15 protein-coding genes are annotated in these 19,323 nt (G+C 46.5%); 13 read left to right on the top strand and 2 right to left on the bottom strand.

Going from position 1 to position 19,323, the window contains the following annotated elements:
* Window positions 1–4 precede the first annotated feature (4 nt).
* From purM to purD, 4 genes are all read left to right on the top strand, one after another.
* Window positions 5–1,033 (top strand): phosphoribosylformylglycinamidine cyclo-ligase, encoded by a 1,029-nt coding sequence (purM, locus tag CN378_RS07765; protein WP_098351319.1) that lies wholly within the window; start codon window positions 5–7, stop codon window positions 1,031–1,033.
* Window positions 1,034–1,069: 36 nt separating this feature from the next.
* The gene (gene purN, locus CN378_RS07760; protein WP_098351318.1) at window positions 1,070–1,645 is read left to right on the top strand and encodes a phosphoribosylglycinamide formyltransferase; all 576 of its coding nucleotides are present in this window, start codon (window positions 1,070–1,072) and stop codon (window positions 1,643–1,645) included.
* A 117-nt stretch (window positions 1,646–1,762) separates the two neighbouring features.
* A complete protein-coding gene (gene purH, locus CN378_RS07755) occupies window positions 1,763–3,298 on the top strand; it encodes a bifunctional phosphoribosylaminoimidazolecarboxamide formyltransferase/IMP cyclohydrolase (protein ID WP_098351317.1) in 1,536 nt (511 codons plus the stop codon).
* Window positions 3,299–3,539: 241 nt separating this feature from the next.
* On the top strand, window positions 3,540–4,814 hold the full coding sequence (purD, locus tag CN378_RS07750) for a phosphoribosylamine--glycine ligase (protein WP_098351316.1): 1,275 nt from the start codon (window positions 3,540–3,542) through the stop codon (window positions 4,812–4,814).
* On the opposite strand, the gene CN378_RS23120 is transcribed toward purD, so the two are convergent.
* Together CN378_RS23120 and CN378_RS23290 are read right to left on the bottom strand one after the other, a co-directional pair.
* Entirely contained in the window at window positions 4,792–4,881 is a 90-nt protein-coding gene (locus CN378_RS23120) for an EYxxD motif small membrane protein (RefSeq protein WP_330994755.1), read from the bottom strand. The two genes, purD and CN378_RS23120, sit on opposite strands and share 23 nt — an antisense overlap.
* Before the next feature lie 179 nt (window positions 4,882–5,060).
* Window positions 5,061–5,513: a YgaP family membrane protein gene (locus tag CN378_RS23290; RefSeq protein ID WP_098351315.1), complete on the bottom strand. Its 453-nt coding sequence runs from the start codon at window positions 5,511–5,513 to the stop codon at window positions 5,061–5,063.
* Between the two features lie 125 nt (window positions 5,514–5,638).
* On the opposite strand from CN378_RS23290, the gene CN378_RS07740 reads away from it, so the two are divergent.
* The 9 genes from CN378_RS07740 (at window position 5,639) to aceB (ending at window position 19,288) form a co-directional block, all read left to right on the top strand.
* Window positions 5,639–7,378, top strand: coding sequence for an adenine deaminase C-terminal domain-containing protein (locus CN378_RS07740; protein WP_098351314.1), 1,740 nt, complete (start codon window positions 5,639–5,641; stop codon window positions 7,376–7,378).
* A 31-nt stretch (window positions 7,379–7,409) separates the two neighbouring features.
* Window positions 7,410–8,447, top strand: coding sequence for a DUF3048 domain-containing protein (locus CN378_RS07735; protein WP_098351313.1), 1,038 nt, complete (start codon window positions 7,410–7,412; stop codon window positions 8,445–8,447).
* 21 nt (window positions 8,448–8,468) lie between these two features.
* The gene (locus tag CN378_RS07730; RefSeq protein WP_034760840.1) at window positions 8,469–8,768 is read left to right on the top strand and encodes a YerC/YecD family TrpR-related protein; all 300 of its coding nucleotides are present in this window, start codon (window positions 8,469–8,471) and stop codon (window positions 8,766–8,768) included.
* Window positions 8,769–9,134: 366 nt separating this feature from the next.
* On the top strand, window positions 9,135–9,821 hold the full coding sequence (gene pcrB / locus CN378_RS07720) for a heptaprenylglyceryl phosphate synthase (RefSeq protein ID WP_098351311.1): 687 nt from the start codon (window positions 9,135–9,137) through the stop codon (window positions 9,819–9,821).
* An 83-nt stretch (window positions 9,822–9,904) separates the two neighbouring features.
* Window positions 9,905–12,130 carry a DNA helicase PcrA gene (pcrA, locus tag CN378_RS07715; protein ID WP_098351310.1) on the top strand — a complete coding sequence of 742 codons (2,226 nt, stop codon included), beginning with the start codon at window positions 9,905–9,907 and terminating at the stop codon, window positions 12,128–12,130.
* Window positions 12,131–12,193: 63 nt separating this feature from the next.
* Window positions 12,194–14,200, top strand: coding sequence for an NAD-dependent DNA ligase LigA (gene ligA / locus CN378_RS07710; protein ID WP_098351309.1), 2,007 nt, complete (start codon window positions 12,194–12,196; stop codon window positions 14,198–14,200).
* 15 nt (window positions 14,201–14,215) lie between these two features.
* Window positions 14,216–15,367: a CamS family sex pheromone protein gene (locus CN378_RS07705; protein ID WP_098351308.1), complete on the top strand. Its 1,152-nt coding sequence runs from the start codon at window positions 14,216–14,218 to the stop codon at window positions 15,365–15,367.
* A 565-nt stretch (window positions 15,368–15,932) separates the two neighbouring features.
* Window positions 15,933–17,441 (top strand): sodium/proline symporter PutP, encoded by a 1,509-nt coding sequence (gene putP / locus CN378_RS07700; protein ID WP_098351307.1) that lies wholly within the window; start codon window positions 15,933–15,935, stop codon window positions 17,439–17,441.
* A gap of 257 nt (window positions 17,442–17,698) precedes the next feature.
* Complete coding sequence (gene aceB / locus CN378_RS07695) at window positions 17,699–19,288, top strand: malate synthase A (RefSeq protein WP_098351306.1); 1,590 nt, start codon at window positions 17,699–17,701, stop codon at window positions 19,286–19,288.
* Window positions 19,289–19,323 lie beyond the last annotated feature (35 nt).

Below are 19,323 nucleotides of genomic sequence, written 5' to 3'. Positions count from 1 at the left end.
CATGATGGCAAATGCGTATCGTCAGGCAGGAGTAGATATCGAAGCGGGATACGAATCCGTCGACCGGATCAAGAAACATGTGAAACGAACGGCCCGGGAAGGCGTTCTTGGTCAATTGGGCAGCTTTGGAGGAATGTTCGATTTATCTTCCTTGAACTTGATTGAGCCCGTTCTCGTTTCAGGAACAGATGGAGTCGGAACGAAGCTTAAGCTGGCCTTCATGGCAGACAAACACGATACAATCGGGATCGATTGTGTGGCCATGTGTGTGAATGACATTGTCGTTCAAGGAGCGGAACCACTGTATTTCTTAGATTATATAGCGACTGGGAAAGCACTCCCGGAGAAGATAGAAGGTATTGTAAAAGGGATTGCGGACGGATGTGAAATGGCGGGCTGTGCACTGATCGGCGGAGAAACTGCCGAGATGCCGGGTATGTATTCAGATGAAGAATATGATATCGCCGGCTTCGCTGTAGGTGCCTGTGAAAAAAAAGAGATCATCACAGGCGAACAAATTTCTGAAGGAAATGTGTTAGTAGGACTGGGGTCCAGTGGTATACACAGTAATGGGTACTCTTTAGTGAGAAAAGTATTCTTCGAAGATCAGTCGTTTTCTTTGGAAGAACCACTCCCTGAAATCGGAACCACATTAAAGGAAGCATTACTGACACCAACAAAGATTTACGTGAAACCTGTACTGGCGGCACTTAAACAATTCTCCATCAAGGGGATGTCCCATATTACGGGCGGAGGTTTCATTGAGAATATTCCACGGATGCTGCCGGATGGCTTGCAGGCAGAGATCACAGAAGGCAGCTGGGATATTCCAAGCATTTTCCCTGCCCTTGAGCACTATGGGAACATTCCACGAAGCGAAATGTACAACATTTTCAATATGGGGATTGGATTTGTGTTAGCGGTAGAAGAAAGTGAAGCGGAAGACATCCTTCCATTTTTCAAGGAACAGGGAGAAGATGCCTTTATCATCGGACGTGTCACAAATGGCACAGGGGTAAGCTTCGTTCGTTGAAAGGAAGGATGTAGAAGTCAATAACGGGGGCGAGTCATGAGACAGATTGCCATTTTTGCATCAGGAAGCGGAAGTAATTTTCAAGCATTGGTAGACGCTGTACAAAGTGGAACCCTGAAAGCGAATATCAGGCTTCTTGTATGTGACCAGCCGGGCGCGTTTGTTATTCACCGCGCCCAGACTGCAGGAATCCCGACTTTCGTCTTTCGGGCAAAGGACTATGAGAACAAGCAGGCATTCGAACAGGAAATCCTAAATGAGCTGGCTCATTTGGGTGTTGATTTTATTGTATTAGCAGGGTATATGAGATTGATCGGTCCAACGCTTCTCGAAAGCTTCGGTGGAAGGATCGTCAATATCCATCCGTCACTCCTCCCTTCTTTTCCAGGAAAGGATGCCATCGGACAAGCCATCGACGGCGGAGTGAAGATCACCGGCGTCACGGTTCATTTCGTAGACGCGGGAATGGACACAGGGGAAATCATCGCACAGGAAATCGTCCGTGTCACAACAGGCGAAACCAGGCAGTCACTGCAGGACAAAATCCAGCACGTGGAACATCACCTGTACCCAAACACCCTGAACCACCTCTTCCTCACAACGGGTCACTAAAGAGGGGAAGAGTGGTTGCTTTATCTTGGTAGTGTGGTAAAGTGATGAGGGACGGGCCTTTGATTTCAATATAATGAAATAAAATCAGCATTACATAAGGCAGAGGAGGATCAGACATTGAAAAAAAGAGCATTGATCAGTGTTTCAGATAAAAGCGGAGTCATCGAATTTGCGAAAGAACTAAAGACACTGGGGTATGAAATCATTTCGACTGGCGGGACCAAGAAGCTCCTTTTAGAAAATGACGTAGACGTCATGGGAGTGGAAGAAGTGACAGGTTTTCCAGAAATCCTTGAAGGACGCGTAAAGACCCTTCACCCTAATATCCACGGTGGATTACTCGCAAAACGCGGTGAAGAAAGCCATCGCCAACAGCTGGAGGAACAAGGGATTGAAGGAATCGACCTGGTATGTGTCAACCTTTACCCATTCCAACAAACAATTGCAAAACCGAATGTCGGTGTAGAGGAAGCCATCGAGAATATCGATATCGGCGGGCCGACGATGCTCCGTGCGGCTGCGAAAAATCATCAATATGTGACAGTCGTAGTCGATGCGTTGGACTATGATGAGGTCATCGCCGAGTTAAAGCTTCAAGGTGAACTATCTTTAGAGAAACGCCGTAAACTTGCGGCCAAGGTGTTCCGTCATACGGCAGCTTACGATGCATTCATCGCTGAATACATGACGGACATTTCAGGTGAAGAGCACCCCGAACGTTTTACAAGAACATACGAATTAAAGCAAACGCTACGCTATGGAGAAAATCCTCATCAGCAGGCTTCTTTCTACCGTGCGCCTCTTGGCTCTGAATTCTCTGTGGCCATGGCTCGACAGCTTCACGGAAAAGAGCTTTCCTATAATAATATCAATGATGCGAATGCGGCCCTTCAAATCGTAAAAGAATTCACGGAACCGGCGGCTGTTGCTGTGAAGCATATGAATCCGTGTGGTGTCGGCATCGGATCGACCATCCATGAAGCCTTCACGAAAGCGTATGAAGCGGATTCCACCTCCATTTTTGGCGGGATTGTCGCGTTGAACCGCGTCGTGGATGAAGAAACAGCGAAGCAGCTTCATGAAATTTTCCTTGAAATCGTCATTGCTCCTGCGTTCAGTGACGAAGCATTTGAAATCCTTTCAGGTAAAAAGAATATACGTTTATTGACGGTTCCATTTGAATCCACTAACAAAATTGAGCGCAAGTTAACAACCGTTGAAGGTGGATTGCTCGTTCAAGCCGATGACACATTCACCCTTGACGACGCGGACCTCAGGGTCGTAACGAAGCGCGAACCGACAGAAGCAGAATGGGCCAGCATGAAGCTGGGCTGGAAAGTCGTGAAGCATGTGAAGTCCAATGCCATTGTGGTAACAGATGCACATATGACCGTTGGAGTCGGTGCTGGACAGATGAACCGCGTCGGCGCTGCAAACATCGCCCTTGAGCAGGCAGGAGAAAAAGCCAAAGGAGCCGCCATGGCATCAGACGCCTTCTTCCCGATGGACGACACCGTAGAAGCCGCTGCCAAAGCAGGCATCACAGCCATCATCCAACCCGGAGGCTCCATCCGTGACGAAGACTCCATCAAAAAAGCCGACCAATACGGCATCACCATGGTCATGACCGGCATCCGCCACTTCAAGCATTAATTGGAGGGACGGACCTCGGAAATTGACTGAATTACTAAAGAGGTTTACTCTTTAACCCTTGTAACAAGGGGTTATTCAAGAAAAACAGCTGGTTCATGGGGAGTGGAATGAGGGACGGACCTCACACCCCTCCTCTCCGTTGCCATCAGTGCACACCCAGCACATATTCATTCCATATACCAACCTCTCCTCATCTACAACTCAACAGGAGGGGTTTTCTTAAAAAGGGGGCTTTTTCAAGGTGAAAGTATTAGTGATCGGCCGCGGCGGCCGCGAGCATGCCATTTGTAAGAAGTTAGCGGAAAGTGAAAGTGTGACAGAGGTGTTCTGTGCACCGGGGAATGCGGGGATCTCTGGCGTATCCACAAACCTTCCCTACGCGGAATCCGACGTGAGTGAACTCATTGATTTTGCCAAGAAAGAGGGCATCGCGTATACGTTTGTAGGTCCGGAAAATCCATTGCTCGATGGGATCGTCAACCGTTTCCAAGAGGAAGGACTGTCTATATTCGGCCCTACGAAGGAAGCGGCGATCATCGAAGGAAGTAAATCATTCTCGAAAGAGTTAATGAAAAAGTACGGCATCCCAACGGCTGCGTATGAAGTGTTTACAAGCGTAGAGAAAGCCATTGAATACGTGAAGGAAGTCGGTGCCCCGATCGTTGTGAAGGCTGATGGCCTGGCAGCTGGTAAGGGCGTTGTGGTGGCGGAAACAGAGGAGGAGGCAATCAGCGCATTGGAAGAAATGCTTCTGGATGAAAAGTTCGGGGATGCCTCATCGAAAGTGGTTGTGGAAGAATGCTTATTTGGGGAAGAGTTCTCTCTCATGGCTTTCGTAAATGGTGAGTCGGTTTATCCCATGGTCATCGCCCAGGATCATAAACGTGCCTTTGATGGTGATCAAGGTCCGAATACAGGCGGGATGGGGGCTTATTCCCCGGTTCCCCATATTTCGGAGGAAGTCGTGCAAGAAGCCATTTCGACTGTGCTTCACCCTACGGCGAAAGCAATGGTGGAGGAAAATCGTTCGTTTACGGGAATCCTTTATGCCGGCTTGATGCTGACTAACGAGGGTCCTAAAGTGATCGAATTCAACGCTCGATTCGGAGATCCGGAAACCCAGGTAGTCCTTCCTCGTCTGGCGTCTGATTTCGGTCTGGTAGTCAAAGACATCATAGATGGAAAACCAGTAGAATTGGAATGGTCTGACGATGCAGTTCTAGGGGTCGTTCTGGCAGCAGAAGGATATCCGGGTGAATACAACAAAGGCATTCCGCTTCCTGACCTTTATAGCGCACTTGATCCTAAGACCCTGGTTTATCATGCAGGAACTGAATTAACAGAAGACGGTTCCCTTGTTTCAAATGGTGGAAGAGTGCTATTGGTCGCTTCCTCTGCTCCGACTGTGGAAAAAGCGCAGTCTGAGGTGTACAAAGAATTAGGGAAGGTTGATTTCGACGGCTTGTTCTACAGAAGAGATATCGGCAGAAAAGCTATCGAACACGTCTCTTCCTAGATTTACGAACATACACATAGGCAATGGCGACGATACCGCCGATCAGCGAAAACAAAACATATGACATATCCGTTAAATATTCCCAAAACAATACAAACAGCTCCTTTTTTATCAATATAGATACAAGATTGCCGAGGAATCCCCATTAGAGGGACGGACCTCGGCAATCTTGCTATTTCGCAGGTCAATGGTCAATCGAAATCCCGCAGTTACTGCATTTAATGGTGTACATTGCCTTGAAGCCCCCTAGGAATGGAGGTCCGTCCCTTTAGAACCGCCTAATGCCTCCTGGACTTCTTGGTTGGTGAGTTCTTCTGGGTTGAAGTTGGATTCTTTTTTGCTGTTTTTCGTCGGGTCTTGTGTATGTTCGTTTGTTTGTTGGTGCTGATGCCCGTGATCAGTGTGATCGGTCTTGTCAGACTTCAGCATGGCTTTAAAGTTCATCATATCCTTTGCTTTAAATCCGCCGAAACCGCCGTTTCCATTCCCGCCGTCTCCACCTTTTTCAAACAGTGCAGTGACAGGGCAATAGCGAAGAATCCCTTCTCCCACTTTCATGGCACCAATCACAGCCATCACCAGATAAGAGTCTCTCCAAGGACGTCTTGCGAGCTTTGATGTACTCCAGGCAAGGATAGTAAAACCTACTGTGATACGGATCAGGGCATTGATAATCCCGATGTTCGATGATACTTTCATTTGTAAATTCCTCCTTAATCGAAAATTCACATAATTGTTGTAAACCTTTAATGCGGTAAATAGTAAAATATGTTAACATAAAATGAAACTTACACTAATACCATTCCACTAGAGGAGTGTTCACTTTGGAGCAGCGCTACAGATGGAAGAACAAACAACTGCGAGAACATGTACAAGTACTGAACGGAGAATTGTCTCCCAGTCTTCTTTTGAAAAATGCAACATACCTTCACTCGACTTTAAAGAAATGGGTGCAGGGTCATATTTGGGTTTACGGTGACCGTATTGTCTATACAGGCGACCGACTCCCGGAAAACCTTGAGCAATGTGAAATCGTGGACTGCGGGTCACAGTACCTCGTCCCCGGATATATAGAACCGCATGTACATCCGTTTCAGCTTTATAATCCCCAATCTTTTTCCAAATATGCATCCCAAACCGGTACCACGACATTCGTCAATGATAACCTGATGATGTTTTTACAATTGGAAAAAAAGAAAGCGTTTACTTTATTGAGGGAATTTAATAAAATGCCGGTGACGATGTACTGGTGGACACGCTTTGATTCTCAAACCGAAATGATGAATGAAGAGGTCACATTTTCAAATGGGGAAGTGAAATCGTGGCTCGAACATGACTCGGTATTACAAGGCGGTGAATTGACCGCATGGCCGAGACTTCTAGAGGGGGATGATTTGATCCTTCACTGGATGCAGGAAGCCAAACGGATGGGGAAAATTGTCGAAGGGCACCTCCCCGGGGCATCTGACAAAACAATCGCCAAGCTTGGCTTATTAGGTATCGATGGCGATCATGAAGCGATGACGGGAGAGGACGTTTACAAGCGCCTGATCCAAGGGCTGACCGTGACTTTGCGTCACTCCTCGATCCGTCCTGATTTACCGGTCCTATTAGACGGGCTAAACGAAAAGGGGATCGATTCCTATGACTCACTGTTGTTCACGACGGATGGGTCGACGCCTGGATTCTATGAAAAAGGTGTCCTGAATTTCATGATCAAAATGGCGATCGATAAAGGCATTCCTCCGATTGAAGCGTATAATATGGCGAGTTACAACGTCGCCAATTATTACAATATCACCCACCTGCACGGGATGATTGCTACAGGCAGAGTCGCAAATATCAACTTCCTTTCATCAAAAGATGATCCGACTCCGGTTTCCGTGCTCTCAAAGGGTGTCTGGGTTCGGAAAAACGGCGAACAAGTAGAGGATAATACCGAAATCAATTGGGGGGGGAATGGCTTTACTCCATTACACCTTGATTGGGAAGTAGGGTATGACGATCTACAATTCTCCATGCCGTTTGGAATTGAAATGGTAAATGACGTCATCACCAAACCGTATTCCATCTCGATCAATCCATCAGAGGAATTACTTGAGGCAGACCATGATCAATCATTCCTCATGCTCTTGGATCGGAATGGCGAGTGGCGAATCAGTACCATGATCAAAGGCTTCTCGAAGGGCGTCATGGGCTTTGCCTCGTCTTACTCCAATACAGGGGACATCATCCTGATCGGCAAGAGCAAGTCTGATATGATTGCAGCCTTCAATCGCATGAAGGAAATCGGGGGAGGGATCGTCCTTGCAGAAAATGGTGTCATCCTGCATGAAATCCCCCTTCCGTTGAGTGGGCTGCTCTCACAGAAAGAAATGCCGGAATTGATTGAAGAAGAAAGAACGCTTAAAGGACTGCTAAAAGAAAGAGGCTACCGATTCTCGGACCCGATCTATACACTTTTATTTCTTCAGTCCACTCATCTCCCTTATATTCGGATGACACAGAAGGGAATCTATGATGTAATGAAGAAAACGGTACTCTTTCCAACAATAATGCGTTAAAATAGTAAAGTATATAGGGGTGTCAAAAAACATGCTGAAAAGAGCTTTGATTATTGCGTTAAGCTCGTTTACACTTGTCGCATGTAGTTCAGATAAAGAGATAAAGAAAGAATCTGATAAAGAAGCCGCTACTCCAGTGGTGAAAGAAGAGACAGGCGTAGAAACGGAAGAAATGAATCAATCCCCTTTGACAGGGATGGCAGAGAAGAAAGAGTCAACGGCGCGCTCGGTGGCTGTCATGGTAAATAATCACCCGAAGGCCCGGCCCCAATCGGGATTATCCAAGGCAGATATCGTTTATGAAGTGCTGGCTGAGGGTGACATCACCCGTTTCCTGGCCATATTCCAAAGCAGGATGCCGAAAGAAATCGGACCTGTACGAAGTGCGAGAGATTACTATATAAAGCTTGCAAAAGGATATGACAGCTTGTATGTGGCACACGGATACAGCCCTGAGGCGAAAGAAATGCTGACCAATGGCTTCATCGATGATCTGAACGGAATCCAATATGATGGTACGTTATTCAAGCGTGCAAGCTTCCGTAAAGCTCCCCATAATTCGTATATCACCTACGAGCATATTAAAGAGGGAGCGGATAAGAACGGCTTCGATATGAACCGGCCACCCCAGGCACTGAATTTCAGTGATAAAGGGACGATAAAAGGGGAAACTGCAAAATCCGTGATGATTTCATACAATCAAAATCCGCTGTTTAACGTCGTGTATGACTTTAACGAAAAAGAAGGGCGATACGAACGCTTTTCAAATGGGGAACAGACCATCGATTACGATTCAGAAGATCCCGTGCTGGTCGAAAACCTTTTGATCGCAGAAGCTTCACATAAAATTGTTGATGACAAAGGAAGACGGGATATTGACCTCGAGTCAGGTGGAAATGCTTACTTGATACAGGAAGGTAAACTCCGGAAACTTCAATGGAAGAATGTAGATGGCCGAATCCTTCCTTATGAAAATAATCAACCTGTAAGTTTGCGAAAGGGGTCGACGTGGATCAACGTCATTCCAAGCTCTCCCGGGTTGACCGGTTCTGTATCCTATCAAGAATAGAAGGAAAAAGGAGTCTTTTTAATGCAAATAAATAAACTAAGAGGCAAGGAGCTGGATCAGCTATTCAACGCTGTTCTTTCTCTGCAGGATCTTGAGGAATGCTATCGTTTCTTCGATGATCTTTGCACCATCAATGAAATCCAATCACTCGCCCAGCGCCTTGAAGTAGCAAGGATGCTTCAGGATGGGAAGACGTATCACAAGATTGAAACCGAAACAGGCGCAAGTACGGCAACGATTTCCCGTGTGAAGCGCTGCCTGAACTACGGAAATGATGCGTATCAGTTAGTATTGGATCGTGTACATCAGGAAGAAAAATAATAGAAGGACCGCTGTCTCTGACGAGCGGTCTTTGTTTTTGACTGGGTGTCATCCAGCTCCGGCGGCTAGAGGCTCGAGGTCATAAGCTAAACCTGCCAAAAAGGCAAAGAACGCCTTTCCAGCAGGTTCATCTTATGCTTGTCGCCTCTGGGCGAGCCGCCTCCGCTTTTGGTGTCATCCAGCTCCGGCGGCTAGAGGCTCGAGGTCATAAGCTAAACCTGCCAAAAAGGCAAAGAACGCCTTTCCGGCAGGTTCATCTTATGCTTGTCGCCTCTGGGCGAGCCGCCTCCGCTTTTGAGGGTAATGCGACAGTTTCTCACAAATGATATAATACGTTAGATGGATGTATGAATGGAGGAACAGCACATGTATGATGTCCAAGAGTGGCGCCATGTATTTAAACTAGATCCTAATAAGACAATAGATGATGAAGATTTAGAAACAGTATGTGAATCGGGAACAGATGCGATCATCGTAGGGGGAACGGACGGTGTAACCCTTGAAAAGGTTCTTGATTTGATGGCACGAGTGAGACGATATACGGTTCCTTGTATTCTGGAAGTATCAAATTTGGAGTCGATCACTCCGGGCTTCGATCTGTATTTCATTCCCATGGTAATGAACAGCTCGGATATGAACTGGGTGACAGGTTTGCATCACCAGGCGGTCAAGGAATATGGAGAAATTATGAATTGGGATGAAATCCTTGTAGAAGGATATTGTATATTAAACCGTGACTGCAAAGCAGCCCAGGTAACGAAAGCTGACACGGATATTTCAAGTGAAGACGCGGCAGCCTATGCCATGATGGCCGAAAGGATGTTCAACCTGCCGATTTTTTACCTTGAGTACAGTGGTACATATGGGGACGTCGAAACAGTTAAAGAAGTGAAAGATTCGTTGGAAAACACGACCTTATTCTATGGTGGCGGCATCAAATCCGCACAGCAGGCGAAGGAGATGGCCGAGGTTTCAGATGTGGTCGTCGTTGGGAATGCTGTGTATGAGAATTTGAAAGAAGCGTTAAAAACGGTAAAAGCAGTAAAGGGGTAAAGATCCTGCTGGAGGTCGGTCCCTGAATAAGATATAATGGAAATACAAAATAGAACACATGTTCGTTATGGTGGTGAGAGAGTATGCAATTTTTGACTGATCGATTGTTGAATGGAATGAATCCCGAGCAGGCGGAAGCCGTGAAGGCTACGGAAGGGCCTTTACTGATCATGGCAGGCGCAGGCTCAGGGAAGACAAGAGTATTGACACACCGGATTGCGTATTTGATGGTGGAGAAAGGGGTCAATCCCTACAATATTTTAGCGATTACCTTTACCAATAAAGCGGCTAGAGAAATGAAGGATCGTATACATAACATCCTTGGCGGGGCGTCTGAGAACATCTGGATCTCAACCTTCCACAGTATGTGTGTGCGCATCCTCAGACGTGATATAGACCGGATCGGAATGAACCGGAATTTCACGATCCTGGATTCGACGGATCAGCAGTCTGTCATCAAGGCGATTTTAAAGGAAAAGAACATTGATCCGAAAAAATTCGATCCGCGTTCCCTGTTGGGATCCATCAGCTCAGCGAAGAATGAGTTGACGACTCCCGAAGAATTATCCAAGCAGGTAGGGGGATATTACGACCAGGTCGTATCGGATGTATATACAGAATATCAGAAGCGGTTGCGAAAGAATCAGGCCCTTGATTTTGATGATTTGATCATGACGACGATTCAATTATTCCAACGTGTACCGGAAGTGCTGGAATTTTATCAGCGTAAGTTCCAGTATATCCACGTGGATGAGTATCAGGATACGAACAGGGCGCAGTATATGCTCGTGAAACTGCTCGCATCCCGCTTCCAGAATCTCTGTGTGGTTGGGGATTCGGATCAGTCCATCTATAAATGGCGAGGTGCGGACATTGCCAATATCCTTTCCTTTGAGAAGGATTATCCGAGGGCAACCGTCATCTTCCTGGAACAGAATTATCGTTCAACGAAGCGGATCCTCCAGGCGGCGAACGAAGTCATCCAGAAGAATTCGAATCGTAAACCGAAGAATCTGTGGACGGAAAATCATGACGGTGAAAAAATCTCCTACTTCAGGGCGGATACCGAGCAGACCGAAGCTCAATTCGTCACAGGGAAAATCAAAGAAATGATGGAAACGGGTAAGCGGAAGTACTCTGATTTCGCCATTCTTTACCGGACGAATGCACAGTCCCGTGTCATGGAGGAAGTTCTTTTAAAATCGAATATCGAATACTCCATCGTCGGCGGCATCAAGTTCTACGATCGAAAAGAGATCAAGGATATCTTAGCGTATCTCAGGCTTATTTCGAATCCCGATGATGATATCAGCCTGCAGCGTGTCATCAACGTGCCGAAAAGGGGTGTAGGGGCAACGTCGATCGATAAGATTGCCCGTTATGCACAGGATCATGATATTTCCATGTTCAAGGCCCTCGCAGAAGCTGATTTCATTGGCCTCAGCCCTAAAATCACCAAGGCTGTGATTGAATTCATGGAGATGGTGAAAGGCTATACGAACATGCAGGAGTATCTGTCTGTCACGGAACTGGTAGAAGAGATCCTGGAGAAATCAGGCTACACCGATATGCTGAAAGCGGAAAAGTCCATTGAGTCCCAATCAAGGCTTGAGAACTTGGATGAGTTCCTGTCTGTAACAAAGAGCTTTGAACAATCCAACGACGATAAGAGCCTCGTGGCATTTTTAACGGACCTTGCCTTGGTCGCAGACATCGATAAACTCGATGAAGACGACCAGCCTAAGGATTCCGTTATCCTCATGACCCTGCACGCAGCAAAGGGTCTTGAGTTCCCGGTCGTATTCCTTATGGGAATGGAGGAAGGGGTCTTCCCTCACAGCCGTTCCCTTATGGAAGAGGATGAAATGGAAGAAGAGCGCCGTCTGGCATATGTGGGGATCACCCGTGCAGAAGAACAGCTCTTCCTGACCAATGCCCAGATGAGAACGCTCTTCGGACAAACGAAGATGAATCCTGTTTCCCGATTCATTAATGAAATTCCGGCAGACTTGTTGGATGATGTGATGGCGGAGAAGAAGAGTGCCTTCACGCCTTTCGGGAAATCAGCGGCGAAGTCACCGGCACGTCCCGCCCCCCGTAAGCCGGTTGCACGTCCAGTCCAGACCACTACGGGCGGAGAATCCGTTGCCTGGCAGGTTGGGGATAAAGCCCAGCATAAGAAGTGGGGGACGGGGACGGTTGTCAGTGTGAAGGGTTCCGGAGACAGTGTCGAGCTCGATATAGCCTTCCCAAGTCCTATGGGAATCAAGCGTCTCCTTGCCAAATTTGCTCCAATCGAAAAAGCGTGACGTGTCGGAAGGGAATCCCCTTCCGGCTGTAACTGAACCTATAAGCAAGAAAGGGTTGTGGAAATGGATCGACAATCAGCCGAAAAGCGAATCAATGAACTGCATGAACGATTGAATCAATATAATTATGAATATCATGTCCTCGACAAGCCTTCTGTCCCTGATTCCGAGTATGATCAGCTGCTGAGGGAACTGATTGGGCTCGAGGAGGAATTTCCGGAATTGAAATCAGCGGACTCTCCTTCCCAGCGGGTGGGCGGTACCATCCTCGACTTTTTCGAAAAAGTGGAGCATAGGACCCCGATGTTGAGTCTCGGGAATGCTTTCAATGAAGAAGATCTTCGTGACTTTGACCGTCGCGTCCGTCAAGCGGTCGGAGATGAGTTCTCCTACGTGTGCGAGCTGAAGATCGACGGCCTGGCCGTTTCTCTCAGGTATGAGGACGGTGTGTTCGTCCAAGGGGCAACGCGGGGGGATGGATCGATAGGTGAGGATATCACATCGAATCTGAAGACGATCCGTTCGATTCCGTTAAAGATTTCTGAGGAGATGTCCTTTGAAGTTCGCGGAGAAGCCTTTATGCCGAAAGGGTCATTCGAAGCCCTGAATAAAATCAAAGAAGAAAATGGGGAAGAGCCTTTTGCCAACCCGCGCAATGCGGCGGCGGGTTCACTCCGCCAGCTCGACCCGAAGATTGCGGCATCAAGGAATCTCGATATTTTCCTATATGCGTTAGCTGATATAGGTGATACAGGAATCGATTCTCATAGTGAGGGATTGGATACGTTAGACAAACTCGGTTTTAAAACGAATCCCGAACGTAAACGATGTGCGACCATTGAAGAAGTCCTGGATTACGTCGGGAAATGGACGAATGAGCGCCCGAATCTTTCCTATGACATTGATGGAATCGTCATTAAAGTCGACTCCCTTGATCAACAGCAGGAACTTGGAACGACAGCGAAAAGCCCCAGATGGGCCATTGCCTTCAAATTCCCTGCCGAAGAGGTCGTCACGGTGCTGAAAGAGATTGAGTTAAGTGTCGGCCGTACGGGTGTCGTGACGCCAACGGCAATCCTGGAACCTGTCCGTGTTGCAGGAACGACCGTTCAACGTGCTTCACTTCACAATGAGGATCTGATCAGGGAGAAAGATATTAAAATCGGTGATCATGTCGTCATAAAAAAAGCGGGAGACATCATCCCGGAAGTGGTCAACGTCTTTGAAGACAAAAGAACCGGTGAGGAACAGGAATTTTTGATGCCGACCCACTGTCCGGAATGTGAAAGTGAGCTTGTGAGACTCGAAGGCGAAGTAGCCCTTCGCTGCATCAATCCGAAATGCCCTGCCCAAATCCGTGAGGGACTCATTCACTTTGTTTCCCGGAACGCCATGAACATCGATGGACTGGGAGAAAAAGTGATCAGCCAGTTGTTCAGGGAGAAATTGATCGAAGATGTCGCCGACCTGTATAGTCTTGAACGGGAGCAGCTTCTTCAGCTGGAACGGATGGGGGAGAAGTCCGTTGATAATCTGCTGGAAGCCATTCAAACGTCCAAAGCCAATTCCCTGGAGAAGCTGTTATTCGGACTCGGGATCCGTCATGTCGGAGCCAAAGCGGCCAAGACGCTGGCGCAGGAATTCGATTCAATGGACAGGCTGATGAACGTGGGCAAAGAAGAGCTCACGAACGTAAATGAGATCGGGGATAAAATGGCCGATGCCATTGTGGCTTATTTTGAAAATGATGAAGTAAAAGAACTCATCCAGGAGCTGAAGGATGCCGGTGTGAACCTTGAATACAAAGGACCTAAGCCTGTAGCGGCAAGTGAAGTCGACTCGTACTTTGCAGGGAAGACCGTTGTCCTCACAGGGAAGATCGAGCGATTGAGCCGGAATGAGGCAAAAGAAAAAATCGAGCTGCTCGGCGGGAAAGTAACCGGCAGTGTAAGTAAGAAAACCGATCTTGTCATCGCAGGGGAAGAGGCGGGATCGAAGCTTGCGAAAGCAACAGAGTTAAATATAGAAGTCTGGGATGAGGATAAGCTGATGGAAGAACTTAACCGATAAGAGGTGTAACAAGGAATGAAAAAAGGGATTTCGGTCGCTCTCTCCGCACTGTTGTTATTGGGAGGCTGTGCTCCGACATTTGAGAAACAGGATCAGGTCGTTCAGGAAAATCAGGATAGCGAAGCAAAGAAAGCCATCATACCAAGCTTCCAAATTTCGAAAGAATACTATAAGACGATGCTTCCGTATGAAACCAGCAATACACGCGGCGTCGTCGTGAATGATCTCGGATCAAGATATGATATCAATGAAATCGAAAAAGGCTTGTTACGTGTAGCCCAAAATCGATTTTCAACAGATGAATACTTTTTTAAAGAAGGACAATTTTTGACAAAGAAAACGGTGGACAGCTGGCTGCAAAGGAAATATACGAGTGAACAGCTGAAAGAAAAGGGTATTCAGGAGTCTGAAAACGTCGGGCTCAACCCTGTGCAGTCAAACGGAGAGAATGCCCCCATCTATTTGGCGCATATCATCGAACACAATTATTTGATGAAAAAAGAGGACAATAAGGTACGCCTTGGTGGAGTGGCCATCGCCCTGTCCTTGAATTCTGTTCAATACGAAACGAATATGTCCAATGGGACAAGAACTGTACAAAATATCAGCAATGAGGTCCTGAAAGAACAGGGAGCGAAAATCGCAGGTGAAGTCCTCAAACGCCTTCGCCAGAAAAAAGAGCTCCAAAACGTTCCGATCATGATCTCACTCTATAAGCAGGCTCCGAAAGATCAGGTCGTACCGGGTCACTTCTTTGGCTACACAACGGTGGAACCGGACCAAAGCGGCATCGGGGATTGGAAAGGGATCAATGAAGATTACTACTTATTCCCGTCGCCGGAAGCCCAGGAGAACCATCCGAACGATTATAAAGTCTTTAACGAACTGAAAACCGACATCGAAAAGTACTTTCCAGTTTACACAGGACTGACCGGACAAGCACTCTATCAGGATCAGAAGCTGTCCAAAATGAAATTCGAGGTGGCGCTCTCCTTCCAGGGGAAAGCGGAAACGATAGGATTTGCCCAGCATCTTACCAATATGATCGGTAAACAGACCCCTGACAGCTGGGACGTCGAACTCCTCGTCTCCTCGTCCTACGGGCCGGAAGCGCTGATTGTGAAAAAGCCGGGAAGTAAAGAAACGTATTTGCACATTTATGAATAGAAGAGGAGAAGGACTAATCTTTAACAGGTTAGTTCTTTTTTTGTAGCCGGGGAATGGTAAGTGTTGAAAAAATTCCGGTAGAGCCCGACTGAACGTGCTCCCTAAAAAAATCAATCCGCACCATGTATATGAATGGAACAATTGTTGCAAAATAATGATGCTGACGTTAGTGAAAAATTGGAATTACAACAGATTTGTGAACAAAAAAGCAACTTAATTTTATAAATTTTTATGAATAGATATAGCTTTAAATGCGTTTATGTAAAAATATATGCATTTTAAATGAATATTTATTCATATAGGTTAATGTATTCAGAAAGTTCTGTCTGTTAATGCGTTGATTGTGTGTTAGTATTAATAACGTTGTGAACTTGTTACGGAACGAAGCTTCGCAGAATAAACTTTTTCAAATATTAATGAGTGAATAAGTTTACAACCCGTATGCATGGGGTAAAGAACTGTTGGATTAACATTTTTAGAGGTCTTTCAGCATGGTTCAAAAGTTAGATTAAGCACCTAACGAAATGCAGTACAAATTTCTTGAAAGGAGAATGCTAACTACACAATGGATATAGCTACTTTAATTACCTTTATCGTATATTTAGTTGGAATGCTCGCAATCGGTATTATTTCTTACAAATTAACAAGCAATTTATCGGATTACGTTCTTGGAGGACGTAGTTTAGGACCGGGGGTAGCAGCGTTAAGTGCTGGTGCTTCTGATATGAGTTCATGGTTATTACTGGGACTGCCCGGCCTTGCTTATGCAATTGGTCTAGGGTCGATCTGGTTAAGTATTGGGTTAGTGATTGGTGCTTATTTAAACTGGAGATTCATAGCTTCAAGACTGCGCGCTTACACGGAGGTTGCAAACGATTCGATTACGGTTCCGGATTTCTTCGAAAATCGTTTTAGAGATGGTTCCCGTCTCCTTCGCGTTATATCAGCAGTCATAATCCTGGTTTTCTTTACCTTCTACACATCTTCAGGTCTTGTAGGCGGAGCGTTATTATTCCAGGAAACGTTTGGAATGTCTTACAATCAATCACTTTGGATTGGTGCTATTGTAATCATTTCCTACACGTTCCTTGGAGGATTCTTAGCAGTAAGTTGGACTGACTTCGTTCAAGGTATTCTTATGTTCCTTGCGTTAATCATTACGCCAATCGTTGCGATCGCAGAGCTGGGTGGATGGAATGCTACAGTTGATGCTGTTCGTTCAGTTGACGCAGCCAATCTCGATACAATGAACACAATGACGGTCATGGGAGTCATTTCACTCCTTGCCTGGGGACTTGGTTACTTTGGTCAGCCTCATATCATCACCCGCTTTATGGCACTCAGATCCACCAAAGATGTTCCAAAGGCACGCTGGATCGGTATGAGCTGGATGACATTATCAATGATTGGTGCTGTACTGGTCGGTTTCTCCGGTATCGCCTATTTCGCTGATATGCCGTTAATCACAGGTGATGTTGATAATTCTGAGAAAGTATTCATCTTCTTTACAGATGTCTTATTCAATCCATGGGTATCCGGTATTCTGTTAGCCGCAATTCTGTCTGCTATCATGAGTACCATTGATTCTCAATTACTTGTTTCTTCCAGTGCGTTGGCGGAGGATTTCTACAAAGCGATCATCCGTAAAAATGCTTCTGACAACGAACTTGTATGGGTAGGTCGTATCGGAGTGCTTCTCATCGCATTCATCGCCATCATGCTTGCTATTCAAGGGAACCCTGCCAATGGCGGCGGTACGAAGATCCTGGATCTGGTAAGTTACGCATGGGGTGGATTCGGAGCCGCATTCGGACCGATCATCCTACTGTCCCTATACTGGAAAGGTATGACACGAAACGGTGCATTAGCCGGTATGATCACTGGTGCAGTAACAGTCGTCCTTTGGAAACAGCTGACTGCAGCTGGAATCATTCCATTTGAACTGTATGAAATCGTTCCAGGATTCTTCCTGGCTATGCTGGCAATCGTGATCTTCAGTAAGGTTGGACCGCAGCCAAGTGCTGAAATCCAAGCTGAATTCGACGAAGCCGTTGCAAAGGATATCGTTAAATAAATTGCCTTTATCGTAAGAGGTCCGTCCCTCGTCACTTATTGGTGGCTGAGGGACGGACCTCTTTTTTTGTGTTCCATGGTCCTGGGAATTCTGATGCAGGGGATGCTCATTCTTGATAGGTTGCGAAAATTGTCGAATGAAAATTCTGAAAAAAGTGTTCCAATTTAACGGATGCTGTTATACAATACAAACATGATAATTAATCTGTATTATAACAATAAGATTTGTTTAATACGTCGAAGGAGTGAATAGGTTCTATGTCCACCAAAATGGTTGGTATCAAGGTAACAGGGGAAATTAGACCCGGATTTGAAAACATTTTATCCCCTGAGGCATTACAGTTTTTAGAACAGTTGGAGCGCAGGTTCCGGGATAAACGCAACGAGCTGTTACAGAACAGGGAGAAGAAGCAGGAACGGATCAATGGAGGGGAACTTCCTCACTTTTTGCCTGAAACAGAGTCAATTCGACAAAGTGAGTGGAAAGTCGCTCCGATTCCGAAAGCCCTGCAGGATCGAAGGGTGGAAATTACCGGCCCGGTTGATCGCAAGATGGTCATCAATGCCCTCAACTCCGGGGCGAAATGTTTTATGGCATGTTTTGAAGATGCCACCTCACCAACATGGAACAACCTCATCGAAGGACAAATCAACCTCAGAGATGCAGTACACCACACGATCGATTTCGAAACAAACGGGAAGCGTTATGAATTGAAACGGGATCATGCCGTATTAATCGTCAGACCAAGGGGACTTCACCTGGAAGAGAAACATATCGAACTGGATGGGACCCCACTATCGGCAAGTCTTGTAGACTTTGGCTTATTCTTTTTCCATAATGCGACTCATTTAACCTCTACGAATAAAGGCCCTTATTTTTACCTACCTAAATTAGAAAGTCACCAAGAAGCACGATTTTGGAATGATGTGTTTGTGTTTGCACAAGAATATGTGGGGATTCCCCAGGGGACGATCAAGGCGACGGTCCTCATCGAAACCATCACGGCCGCATTTGAAATGGATGAAATCCTTTATGAGTTAAAGGAGCATTCAGCCGGGTTGAACTGTGGACGATGGGATTATATCTTCAGCTATATCAAAAAACTCCGGGAGCAGGAACATGTGATTCTCCCTGATCGTTCATCAGTCACGATGACAGCGCCGTTTATGAGAGCGTATTCCCTGCTCACGATTAAGACCTGTCACAGAAGGGGAGCCCCTGCGATTGGCGGAATGGCCGCGCAGATCCCTGTCAAGAATGATCCGGTCAAGAACGAAGAAGCGTTCAATAAGGTGAAATCGGATAAAGAAAGGGAAGCGCGTGATGGGCACGATGGTACGTGGGTCGCACATCCAGGACTCGTCCCTGTTGCCATGGACGTGTTCAATCAGGAGATGAAAAAGGCGAACCAGATCGATGAGAAAACATTAGTGGATCTGGAAGTGTCGGAACAGGATCTTCTGGAGGTTCCTCAAGGGGAGATAACGGAAGAAGGAGTCCGTTTGAATATTAATGTCGGCGTTCAATACATTTCTTCGTGGCTGAGCGGCCAAGGGGCGGCTCCGATTCACAACCTGATGGAAGATGTCGCGACGGCAGAAATTTCACGTGCCCAGCTATGGCAATGGATCCGTCATCCGAAAGGGATCCTGGCAGACGGGCGGAACATCACCCTGGAGCTTTACGAATTACTTAAGCAAGAAGAACTGACGAAACTCAAAAGCCAATACGGGGAGGAATCCTACAAAGACCGTCGTTTCCCGGAAGCCGTCGACCTATTCGACCAGCTCATCCAGAACGACCAATTCACAGACTTCCTCACCATCCCGGGCTATAAAATTCTTTAGAGGGACGGACCTGCAAGTAAAATGACAGCCATGTA

Source organism: Bacillus sp. AFS015802, assembly GCF_002561455.1.
Taxonomy (GTDB): domain Bacteria; phylum Bacillota; class Bacilli; order Bacillales; family Bacillaceae_B; genus Rossellomorea.
The sequence above is the reverse complement of the archived record's forward strand: the minus strand, read 5'-3'. Positions and strand labels throughout refer to the sequence as shown.